Annotated in this window: 7 protein-coding genes; 4 read left to right on the top strand and 3 right to left on the bottom strand. The window is 62.0% G+C overall.

The window, feature by feature from the left end:
• Positions 1 to 119: 119 nt before the first annotated feature.
• Complete coding sequence (locus ACI3GR_RS08180; RefSeq protein WP_407493695.1) at positions 120 to 2,279, top strand: DEAD/DEAH box helicase; 2,160 nt, start codon at positions 120 to 122, stop codon at positions 2,277 to 2,279.
• A 274-nt stretch (positions 2,280 to 2,553) separates the two neighbouring features.
• The gene (locus tag ACI3GR_RS08185; protein WP_407493697.1) at positions 2,554 to 2,949 is read left to right on the top strand and encodes a (R)-mandelonitrile lyase; all 396 of its coding nucleotides are present in this window, start codon (positions 2,554 to 2,556) and stop codon (positions 2,947 to 2,949) included.
• A 13-nt stretch (positions 2,950 to 2,962) separates the two neighbouring features.
• Here the strand turns inward: ACI3GR_RS08185 and ACI3GR_RS08190 are convergent, their stop codons facing one another.
• Together ACI3GR_RS08190 and ACI3GR_RS08195 are read right to left on the bottom strand one after the other, a co-directional pair.
• Positions 2,963 to 5,284: a TRAP transporter permease gene (locus ACI3GR_RS08190; protein WP_407493698.1), complete on the bottom strand. Its 2,322-nt coding sequence runs from the start codon at positions 5,282 to 5,284 to the stop codon at positions 2,963 to 2,965.
• Between the two features lie 48 nt (positions 5,285 to 5,332).
• On the bottom strand, positions 5,333 to 6,388 hold the full coding sequence (locus ACI3GR_RS08195) for a TAXI family TRAP transporter solute-binding subunit (protein WP_407493700.1): 1,056 nt from the start codon (positions 6,386 to 6,388) through the stop codon (positions 5,333 to 5,335).
• A 139-nt stretch (positions 6,389 to 6,527) separates the two neighbouring features.
• Here ACI3GR_RS08195 and ACI3GR_RS08200 point away from each other — a divergent pair, with 139 nt between their 5' ends.
• A complete protein-coding gene (locus tag ACI3GR_RS08200; protein WP_407493702.1) occupies positions 6,528 to 7,037 on the top strand; it encodes a MarR family winged helix-turn-helix transcriptional regulator in 510 nt (169 codons plus the stop codon).
• Complete coding sequence (locus ACI3GR_RS08205) at positions 7,034 to 8,677, top strand: sulfatase-like hydrolase/transferase (RefSeq protein WP_407493704.1); 1,644 nt, start codon at positions 7,034 to 7,036, stop codon at positions 8,675 to 8,677. The genes ACI3GR_RS08200 and ACI3GR_RS08205 overlap by 4 nt, the downstream gene beginning before the upstream one ends.
• 85 nt (positions 8,678 to 8,762) lie before the next feature.
• Here the strand turns inward: ACI3GR_RS08205 and gyrB are convergent, their stop codons facing one another.
• The gene (gene gyrB, locus ACI3GR_RS08210) at positions 8,763 to 11,180 is read right to left on the bottom strand and encodes a DNA topoisomerase (ATP-hydrolyzing) subunit B (RefSeq protein WP_407493705.1); all 2,418 of its coding nucleotides are present in this window, start codon (positions 11,178 to 11,180) and stop codon (positions 8,763 to 8,765) included.
• Positions 11,181 to 11,212 lie beyond the last annotated feature (32 nt).

Genomic DNA, 11,212 nt, shown 5'->3' on the forward strand with positions numbered 1-11,212 from the left:
TTAAGGCAAATCGCGTATAATGCGCTATACAAAGGGGGCCCAAACGGATATTGCCCGACGCTTCCGCGCGGGCCAAAGCCAATCGCCCGCCATTCTGATCCACGAAAAGACCCGTCACCTTGAAACAGACCCTTGCAAATGCGCTGGCCCAAAAGGGCTATGACGTCCTGACCCCCGTCCAACAGGCCGTGACCCAACCCGAGCTGGAGGGCCGCGACCTTCTGGTGTCGGCGCAGACCGGGTCGGGCAAGACCATCGGGTTCGGCCTTGCCATTGCGCCGGTTCTGCTGGGCGACGACGACAGCTTTGCCGGGGCCGAAACGCCCTTGGCGCTGATCATCGCGCCGACGCGTGAACTGGCGATGCAGGTGAAACGCGAATTGGGCTGGCTATATGCGGATGCGGGCGCGGTTCTGGCGTCCTGCGTGGGCGGCATGGACATGCGCGACGAACGCCGCGCGCTGGCCCGTGGGGCGCATATCGTCGTCGCCACGCCGGGGCGTCTGCGCGATCACATCATGCGCGGGTCGATTGACCTTAGCGCTGTGCGCGCTGTGGTTCTGGATGAAGCGGACGAAATGCTGGATCTGGGCTTTCGCGAAGACCTTGAGTTCATTCTTGAAGAAACGCCGGACACGCGCCAGACGCTGCTGTTCTCGGCAACCGTTCCCAATGCGATCGCCAAGCTGGCCCAAAGCTACCAGCGAGAGGCCGAGCGGATTTCGACCGTCAGCGAACGGACACAGCACGCCGACATCGAATATCGCGCCATGCCAGTCGCGGCGCATGACACCGAAAACGCGGTGATCAACGTGCTGCGGTATTATGAGGCGCCGAATGCCATCGTGTTCTGCAACACCCGCGCCATGGTCGCGCGTCTGACCACCCGCCTGTCGAACCGTGGCTTTTCAGTCGTGGCGCTGTCGGGCGAGTTGACGCAAAGCGAACGGTCGAACGCGCTGCAATCCATGCGAGACGGGCGTGCGCGGGTTTGCGTGGCCACGGATGTGGCCGCACGCGGGATCGACCTGCCGAACCTAAATCTTGTCGTGCACGCCGAACTGCCCAGCAGCCATGAAACGCTGCTTCACCGCTCGGGCCGGACGGGCCGCGCGGGGCGCAAGGGGGTCAGCGCGCTGATCGTGCCGCCGTCGGCCCGGAAAAAGGCCGAGCGCATTCTGAAATTCGCCAAATTGACCGCCGACTGGGGCCCTGCCCCTTCGGCGGCAGAGGTCGACGCACAGGACGAACAGCGGATGCTGGGCGCAGATGATTGGCAGGCCGAGGTGACGGAAGGCGAACGCGCCTCTGTTGCGCAGCTGATTGAGGCGTTTACACCGGAACAGATCGCCGTCGCCTACCTGCGCCAGTACAAGCTGCGCCATTCCGCCCCAGAAGAGCTGAGCGCGGTTGCCGCTGGCGCTGCTGCCCAGCCCAAGCCGCGCCGCGACTTTGGCCCCAGCGTGTGGTTTTCCCTGTCCGAGGGGCATAATCAGGCGGCCTCTCCTCGGCATTTGCTGCCGATGATCTGCAAGGCGGGCGATCTGACCAAGGACGATATTGGCGCGATCCGCATTGCCGACGATCAATCCTATTTCCAGATCCGCGAAGACAGCGTTCAGGGGTTCCTGTCGGCGATCGGCGCGAACATGACGATCGAAGGCAACAAACAGGTTCAGCGGGTCGAGGGCGAACCGGAACTGCCCGCATTCAAGCGCGGCGGCAAACCGGGTCGCGGGCCCAAGCCTCGGTCGGGACCGGCCAAGCGCGACACGCCGCCCATCGATTACAATGACGCGCCCGAGCCTCGGGTTCGCAAGCCCAAGCCCGAACATCGGGCGGACGCGAAACCTGCGCCGCACAAGCCTAAACGGGAATACGGGACCAAACGAGAATACGGAGCAGACGCGAAACCGGCCCCGCGCAAGCCCAAGCCAGAGCATCGGGCAGAGGCGACTGACCCTGCCGTCCACCGCGCTGCGGGCAAGCCACGGCACAAGCCGCGGACGGATAAGCCGGATTCTGGCAAGCCAGATGCAGGGAAACCGCGCGCTGGCAAACCGGGCGCAACCTTTGCGCCGAAAGCGTCGCGGGCGGACGCCCCCAAGGGCGGAGAATCGCGGCCATCGCGCAAGCCCACATCCAAGGGTGCGCCATCCAAGGGCGCAGGCAAGGGGCCGCCGCCCCCCAAGGGCAAGGCCAACAGCAAAAAGAACAAAGCCCGCGCCGAGGCACGGCAAGCGGCCAAGTCAGACGGGCCAAAGGGCAAGCGGCGGTAACGCCCTGATCTGATCCACAGAAATAGAAGCCGGGGTCATGCCCCGGCTTTTGTGTTTTTCAGTTGTCCGCCATTGATGAAGCGCATTCATATGTGGGTTCTATCTTTCGGCGATTATCCGTTCGCTGGCCACGCACTACATCCGTCCTAGCAAGGGCACTCGCGGCCCACATATTCCGAAGTGTCGCTGATATAATCCTTCGACAAATCACCGATCTGCCGCGCGCTGATCTACCGTTTTGCCAAGCTGCGTCTGGCGCAGGGAAAGGACCACCATGAAGATCATCAAATCCGGCAGCATGCCCTCGAACCCCGGACCCGAGGATTACTTTACCGGCACCGTGCGGATCGATCCGCTGTTTCAGGCCGAAGAGCCGGGACGTACCAGCGGTGCGCATGTCACCTTTGAACCGGGCGCGCGGACCGCGTGGCACACGCACCCCGCAGGCCAGACCCTGATCGTCACCTTTGGCCGTGGCCGCGTTCAACGAGAAGGCGGACCGATCGAAGAGGTCTCTCAGGGCGATGTTGTCTGGTTTCCCGCTGGCGAGAAGCATTGGCACGGGGCATCGCCCGACACCGCGATGAGCCATATCGCCATTCAGGAAAGCATCGACGGCACGCCGGTGACCTGGATGGAAAAGGTGTCGGACAGCGACTACGAAGGTTGAGGTTGGCGCCCGGTCAGGTTGTGACCGGGCGTTCTTCTGCCATGCGGCTTTCGGCGTTGCGCGCCATCAACGTATGCATGACGATCAGGCCCAGCCCCAGAACGATCCCGATCCACATGATGGTCGGGGTCTTCCACAGGACCAGCAGCGCAAGACCAAGGCGCAGCGCCATTTCCCACCGCGCAATCGGACCCCGGTCGAAGCGCGCCAAGGCCGACGCGGTCAGATACAGCGCCAGCACAAGACGCGCGGTCAGCCAGCCCAGTGATGCCCATTCGATCTGCCCCGAATAGCCTTCGATCATCGCGCGTTGGCCCGTGTCGCTGGTGATGGTCACCGCCTCTTCGATCAGAAGGAGTTCGGGGTACCACGCGAAGACGAAAGGGATCGTGAACATGACAATGCCGACCCGAACCGCGGCGACACCGGTGCGCATCGGTTCCGTCCGGGTGATCGACGCGGCCGCAAAGGCGGCAATGGCAACCGGCGGCGTGATGGCGGACGCGACGGCAAAGTAGAACACGAACATATGCGCGGTGAAAAAGCTGACGCCAAGGTTGGCCAGCAACGGCCCCAGCAGCAGCGCCACGTTCACATAGGCCGGAACGGTTGGCATCCCCATGCCCAGAAGGATCGCACAGAACATCGCGCAGCTTAGCGCCAGCATCAGGTAGACGCCGCCGACGATGTGAAGCTCGAACCCGAAGATGTGAAGCACCTGCGCCTTTTCCAGCCACGAGGTGACTGCGCGCGTCAGCTCTCCGGTCAGGCCGCTTTCGTTCAGGAAGGCCGAGATGATCGACACCGCGAAGAGCAGCAGGAACAACCGCGACAGCAGCAGCCCACCATCGGCCAGCGAGACCAGCACCTTGGACGGGCGCGCGCGCGTGGCGGGGTCGAGGAACAGCAAAGGCAGCAGAACGACGACAGCCCACCATCCGGCAGAAACCGCATCGCCGGTGGAATTGGTGATCGTGCGGATCACACCCGTCGGCAGGATCGCCGCGAGCGCGCTGTTGCCCAAGGCGTCCTTGTTGCCCAGCAGCAGGAACAGGATCGTCAGGATCGGCACGAAGATGATGATCAGGTTCAGCCAGTCCTGTTTGTTCATCAGCAGGTCATCGGGAATGTCGCGCATCGGTTCGACCTTTTCCCGGCGGGCCTGAAACACGACCGCCAGAAAGATCGAGAAAAAGAAGAACATCGCCGGCAGGAAAGCCGCTGTAATGACCTTGTCATAAGGCACCGCTGTCAGCGCCACCAAGACGAAGGCCGCCACGCCCATGACCGGTGGCATGATCTGCCCGCCGGACGAAGCTGCCGCCTCGACCCCGCCAGCGAACTGGGGGGAAAATCCGTTACGCTGCATCATCGGGATGGTCAGGCGCCCGGTGGACAAGACGTTCGTGACCGGCCCGCCCGTAATGGTGCCGAACATGGCCGAGGATACGATGGCGGCATGGGCCGGTCCGCCGCGCAGGCGTCGGGTGCTCATCACCGCAAGCTTGATCAGCGACGTGCCGCCCGCGGACGACCCGAAAAGCGCGCCAAGGATCACATAGGGAAAGACCTGGCTGACCACGATCTCCATGAATCGGCCCATGAAACCGTCGGGCGTGATGAAGACGTTGGTTGCCTTCTGGATCGCCGCGGCGGCGACATCGCCGCTGTCTGCGCCCAGCTTGGTCAGAAGGAAGTTGTTGTCAGACAGGTCAAACATCCAGATCAGCGCGGTGCCGACGGTATAGATCACGACCACGCTGGCCACAGCCACCAGCGGAAGGCCCCAGACCCGGACGTTATACAAGAAAAACAACGTGATAATGGTGAAAAGCAGCGGGATGATCCAGATGCCGAACCGGGCCTGACAGGCCGGGACTTCGGCCTCGAACGAGATGCCGGGGATCACACCGGCAGACCGTTCGGCGGCATCTTGAATTAGCCGTGCGCGTTCGCCGGTGATCTGGTCGATCAGGCAGATGCTATCGACTTCGACAAGGTATCCGAAGGCCGCCAGAAACGCGGCCAAGATCAGGCCTGCATCCAGCAGAAAGCCAAGCCAAGCCAGATTGGGGCGGGTTTCGCGCCACGCGCGGTAGACGCTGGAATCCAAAGCGACGATCACCATCATCAGCAGGAAAACCGGCGGGTAGAAATATTCGGTCGGGAAGTTCGACACGCGGAAGAACTGGCGCCCGGTCAGGTCACGGGCCAGATCCTGTAGGCCCGGAATTTCCGGCAGGGTGTTGACCATGCCGACGACGACAAGGATCAGGGCGAGCCAGACAGCGATCCGCTGGCCCAACGGCTTTTTCACGGCTGAGAAATCGGTCATGGCATGTCACTTGGAAAAAAGGGGCCGCGTGACGCGGCCCCGTGAGAGTTACGGACGCAGACAGTCTGCGACCGTGTGGCCGGCATCCTCAAACGCGCGAATCGCGCCGGGATGCATCTTGATTTGTACGGCGCCACAGGCCCCTTGGCTGGTGCCATCAAGGTCACCAAAGCTCATCATCAGGAAGGCCCCGCGCGGGGATCCGGTGACGAACCGCTGCTGCCCTTCGAGGTACGCCTTGGTGATGTCGTAGACGAGTTGTTCGTCCATAGAGGCGGACACGATCTGCCCAAAGGCCGTGGCAAAGCTGTCGAAGGTGTCGTCGTCGGTCACGATGGTGATGTCGTTGCCTTCGTACGCGGCGCGCACTTCTTCGACCGGGACAGAGTACGGCGCGTGGCCCGGAGCCGCGACGATCTGCTGACCCAGTTCACTGGCCAAAAGGTCGGACGGCACGTCGTGGATGGTGATACCGCCCGCGGCAGCGATAGCGATCTGACGACCCGAGGGCAGACCTTCGGGGATGGTCCAGGCGTCCGCGCCACCACCAGTGATGCTGGACACAGTATCGGGCCAAGGGTTCTGGATCCCCTCATAACCTTCGCCGTCTTTCAGTCCGGACAGCAGCTGGATCATCGCCCGACCCGAGGTCAGGGCAGCACCACGCGGCGGGCCGTTCCAGATGCGCAGGCCGCTAAGATCGCGGATGTCTTCGACCGGGTTGCTGTTGTAGTAGCCGAGGATCTGCGCCGAAGCCGCGTTGAAGAACAACACGCGGATGTTGGACGCCAGTTCCGCGCCCTTTTCCGGGCCAATGCCGCTGTAGGGGCCAATGCCGCGCGACAGAAGGAAGGGCAGGATCAGCGGCGCGGGCGCCATGTCCAGACGGCCTTCGGCCACGGCCTGAACCGAATTGGTCAGCGTCGCGCCTTCGGTGATCTGCAGGTTGGCGACACCGGTGCTGTCCAGAATGGCGGCCAGCGTGGTGTCGATGTAATGCGGGGTCGAGCCGGGCGTGGTCGTTTCGGCGGTCAGCGTCGCTTGGGCTGCAACCGCGATGGGTGCAACGGCCAGCACAGCGCCCAGAATGGTCTGTCTGATCATGGAATCCTCCCTGTTTTTTGCGCCTTCCTCCAAAGGCGGCCGATCCCTGACGAGACCTGGCCCCTAAACGCTGGCAGAAAATATATGACTTGTCACGTAAATTTTTTTCAGGTCTTATCAGAGGCATCGGAGGAGAGACATGAGCCTGGATGCACAGATCGACCGCGATCGGATTCGCCGGCGGCAGACCCGCGAAGACCTGAACCTGTTTTCGCGCCTGCCTGCGGTCTATTCATCATCGCGCAAGCAGGGTCAGCAGTTGCTGCAGTTGGGCGGTGGGCTGTCGATCGTGGAATGGCGCACCCTTTGGGACCTGCACGAGGCAGGCCCGATGACCATCCGCGATCTGTCGGCACTTCAGCGCACCGATCATTCCCTGCTTAGCCGCGCGCTGCCCGAGATGAAGCGCAAGGGCTATGTCCAGATGGAGCGATCGAGCGAAGATGGCCGCCAAACTATCGTGGCACTGACCGAACAGGGGCTGCAGGCGTATCAGACCGCCGCCCCGATCATGGCGCGGCGCCGCGCCATGCTGCGACAGGTCTTTTCCGAAGACGAAATTCGGGCCTTCGCGGGCCTTCTGGACCGATTGGAAGAGTTCCTTCATCTACCGGTAGACGAAATCCTGAATGCGGAGGCCGCAGAATGACCGACACCCCTAACGTTCTTTGGATCATGGCCGACCAACTTCGGTTCGATTACCTTAGCTGTTACGGCCATCCGCATCTGAAGACGCCGCATATCGACGCATTGGCGGCTCGAGGCGTTCGGTTCACCAACACCTATGTGCAGTCACCAGTCTGCGGGCCGTCGCGTATGTCGGCCTATACCGGGCGCTACGTGCGCAGCCACGGGTCGACGTGGAACGGCATGCCCCTTCGGATCGGAGAGCCGACCTTGGGCGACCACCTGAGAGAAGCCGGCGCCCGTGCCGTTCTGGTGGGCAAGACCCATATGACCGCCGATGCCGAAGGGATGGCATGGCTGGGGATCGATCCGACAAGCGAGATTGGCGTCCGCGCCTCTGAATGCGGGTTCGAGGCGTTTGATCGCGACGACGGTCTGCACCCCGACAGCCCGCGCCAACAATGGTCGGCCTACGACGATTATCTTGTCGCGCACGGCTACGAATCCAATAACCCTTGGGGCGATTTCGCCAACTCCGGCCTCGACGAGGACGGAGAGCTGCTGTCGGCATGGCTGCTCAAGAACTCTCGGCTGGCCGCCAATGTGCCCGAAGAGCATTCGGAAACCGCCTATATGACCGACCGCGCGATGGAGTTCATGGAGCAGGCCACCGCCGATGGCCGTCCGTGGATGTGCCACCTGTCGTATATCAAACCACACTGGCCCTACATCGTCCCGGCGCCCTACCACGACATGTACGACGAAAGTCATATCGTGCCGCCCGTCCGGTCCGAGGATGAAAAGGACACCGATCATCCGCTGGTGAAGGCCTACCAACAGGCGCGTGTCTGCCAAAGTTTTTCGCGCGACCATGTCCGCGAACACGTGATCCCCGCCTACATGGGACTGATCAAGCAGCTGGACGATAATCTGGGGCGGCTGTTCGCGTGGATGGACGAAAAGGGGCTGTCCGAAAACACGATCATCGCCTTCACCTCGGACCATGGGGATTACATGGGCGATCACTGGATGGGCGATAAGGATTTCTATCACGAGATAGCGGTCAAAGTGCCGCTGATCATCGCCGATCCCCGGCCTCAGGCCGATAGCACGCGGGGCGGCGTATCTGACGCGCTGGTCGAGATGATCGATCTGGCCCCCACCTTCATGAACGCTTTGGGCTGCAAGCCGAAACCGCATGTGATCGAAGGTCGCGACCTGACCCCCCTGCTGCACGGAGAGCCGGGGTTCGCCCGCACTTACGCGATCAGCGAACACGACTATCACTGGTCCGACATGGCCCGCACGCTGGAGCAAAAGCAGGAAGATGCACACACGAAGATGATCTTCGATGGGCGCTGGAAATACATTCGCTGCGAGGGGTTCCGGCCTGTATTGTTCGATCTGGAAACCGACCCGAGCGAAGTGCACGACCTAGGTGCATCACAGACGCCCGAGCATATCGCTGTTCGTGAGCGGATGGAGGCCGCCCTACTGGATTGGGCCACCCGCCATCACACCCGGATCACCGCGACTCCTGCAGTGCTGGAGCGGCAGAAGAAAGCCGCAGAAACCGGCATCCTGATCGGTTTCTGGGACGAGGCGGAATACCACGCCGCAACCGGCATCAGGTTCGAGGATCTGGAGCCTGTCGGGCGATAAGTGCGCGGTCTTTTCGGGCCCGGTATAAGAAAGGCCTCGGCTGGTTGGTCCAGCCGAGGCCTTTCGATTTGATGGGCAATTGGGTTCAAATATCCAGATTTTCCACGTTCAGCGCGTTGGCCTGAATGAACTCACGACGCGGCTCGACGACGTCACCCATCAGCTTGGTGAACAGATCGTCGGCTTCGGCCATATCCTCGACCCGGACCTGCAGCAGCGTGCGCGCTTCGGGGTCCAGCGTGGTTTCCCACAGCTGGTCGGGGTTCATTTCGCCCAGACCCTTATAGCGCTGTAGCTGCAGTCCGCGCTCACCCTCTTCGAGGATCGCGGCCAAGAGGTCCAGCGGGCCATAGATCGTCTGCCCACGGTCACGGCGGACCAGCTTGGCGGGGTCGGTGTAGACGCCGCGCAGGTTCTCAGTCATCTGGCCAAGGCGACGCGCCTCGCCCGAGCGGAGGACTGCGCCGTCCAAAGTCCGCAACTCTTCCACGCCGCGCAGCACGCGCGACAGGCGGATGCCGTGGTCTTGGGTGATGCGCCCTTGCCAGCCGCGTTCGTATTCGGCGGCGATCTGGTCCAAACGGGCGGCGACCTTATCGGCGACGCCTTGCAGGTCGGCGTCGGCCTGACCGGTTTCGAACGCACCGGCGATGGCGGCCTGTTCCAGAATGTGGCGCGGGTATTGCGTCGGGAAGGCGTCGAGGATGCGTTTCACCTGACGCGCGCCTTCGACGACACGGACCAGATCGTTGCCCGTGATCTCTTCTCCATCGGGCAGACGCAGCACGGCGCCTTCGGTCCCCTGAGCGATCAGGTAGTCTTCGAGGCTGGCCTGATCTTTCAGATAAACCTCTGATTTACCACGCGAAACCTTATACAGCGGCGGCTGCGCAATATACAGGTAGCCGCCTTCGATCAGTTCGGGCATCTGGCGATAGAAGAAGGTCAGAAGCAGGGTCCGGATGTGCGCGCCGTCGACGTCAGCGTCGGTCATGATGACGATCTTGTGGTAGCGCAGTTTTTCGATGTTGAACTCGTCCCGGCCGATGCCGGTGCCAAGCGCCATGACGAGGTTGCCGATTTCCTGCGACCCCAGCATCCGGTCGAACCGGGCGCGTTCCACGTTCAGGATCTTACCGCGTAGGGGCAGAACGGCCTGCGTTGACCGATCCCGACCCGTCTGGGCCGAGCCACCGGCGGAGTCACCCTCGACCAGGAAGACTTCGGTTTTGGAGGGGTCTTTTTCCGAACAATCCTTCAGCTTCCCAGCCAGATAGTTCACGTCCATGGCCGTCTTGCGGCGGGTCAGTTCACGGGCCTTACGGGCGGCTTCACGGGCCAGCGCGGCTTCGACGATCTTGCCGACGATCGCCTTGGCTTCATTGGGGTTTTCTTCAAACCATTCGGCCAGCTTTTCGGCCACGAGGTTTTCCACCGCCGGGCGCACCTCGGAGGACACAAGCTTGTCCTTGGTCTGGGACGAGAACTTGGGATCGGGCACTTTGACAGACAGAACGCAGGTCAGACCTTCGCGCGCGTCGTCGCCGGTGAAAGAAACCTTTTCGCGTTTCGCGATACCGGATTCCTGCGCGTATTTCGTCAGCGTCCGGGTCAGCGCGCCGCGGAAACCCGCCATGTGGGTGCCGCCGTCGCGCTGCGGGATGTTGTTGGTAAAGGGCAGGACGTTTTCATGGTAGCTGTCGTTCCACCACATCGCGACCTCGACCCCGATGCCGTCCTTCTCGCCTTCGACGTAGATCGGCTCTTCGAACATCGCCTGTTTCGACCGATCGAGGTATTTGACGAATTCCTTCACGCCGCCTTCATAGAACAATTCGGTCTTCAGCGGTTCGGCGGGACGTTCATCTTCCAGCACGATCCGCACGCCAGAGTTCAGGAAGGCCAGTTCGCGCAGGCGCTTTTCCAGCGTGTCGTAATTGTATTCGAGGTTCGAGAAGGTCTGGGTCGAAGACAGGAACCGTACCTCGGTCCCTTTTTCGCCATTCGCATCGCCCACCACTTCAAGCGGCGCCACGGTCTGCGAGTTTTCGAAGCGGACGTAGTGCTCTTTGCCGTCGCGCCAGATGCGCAGCTCCAGCCAGTCGGACAGGGCGTTCACCACGGAAATCCCCACGCCGTGCAAACCGCCGGACACCTTGTAGGAGTTCTGGTCGAATTTACCGCCGGCGTGCAGCTGGGTCATGATGACCTCGGCCGCGGATACGCCCTCTTCGGAGTGCATGTTGACCGGAATCCCACGACCGTTGTCGCGCACCGACACCGAATTATCGGCGTGGATCTTGACCCGGACAAAGTCGGCATGACCGGCCAGCGCCTCGTCAATTCCGTTGTCGACGGCTTCATAGATCATGTGATGCAGACCCGACCCGTCGTCGGTGTCGCCGATGTACATGCCGGGCCGCTTGCGAACAGCGTCCAAGCCTTTGAGAACTTTAATGGAATCGGCGTCGTATGACGGTACGTCCTGCTGCGGATCAGCCATGCGGAAAACATCCCCTATATTCGTAGGATTTT

The organism is Pseudooceanicola aestuariicola (assembly GCF_045763785.1).
Lineage (GTDB): Bacteria > Pseudomonadota > Alphaproteobacteria > Rhodobacterales > Rhodobacteraceae > Pseudooceanicola.

Excerpts from the sequence above, each read along its gene's own strand:
- ACI3GR_RS08195 (WP_407493700.1), bottom strand. The coding sequence starts at position 6,388 with ATGATCAGACAGACCATTCTGGGCGCTGTGCTGGCCGTTGCACCCATC.
- ACI3GR_RS08190 (WP_407493698.1), bottom strand. The coding sequence starts at position 5,284 with ATGACCGATTTCTCAGCCGTGAAAAAGCCGTTGGGCCAGCGGATCGCT.
- ACI3GR_RS08200 (WP_407493702.1), top strand. The coding sequence starts at position 6,528 with ATGAGCCTGGATGCACAGATCGACCGCGATCGGATTCGCCGGCGGCAG.
- ACI3GR_RS08185 (WP_407493697.1), top strand. The coding sequence starts at position 2,554 with ATGAAGATCATCAAATCCGGCAGCATGCCCTCGAACCCCGGACCCGAG.
- ACI3GR_RS08205 (WP_407493704.1), top strand. The coding sequence starts at position 7,034 with ATGACCGACACCCCTAACGTTCTTTGGATCATGGCCGACCAACTTCGG.
- gyrB (WP_407493705.1), bottom strand. The coding sequence starts at position 11,180 with ATGGCTGATCCGCAGCAGGACGTACCGTCATACGACGCCGATTCCATT.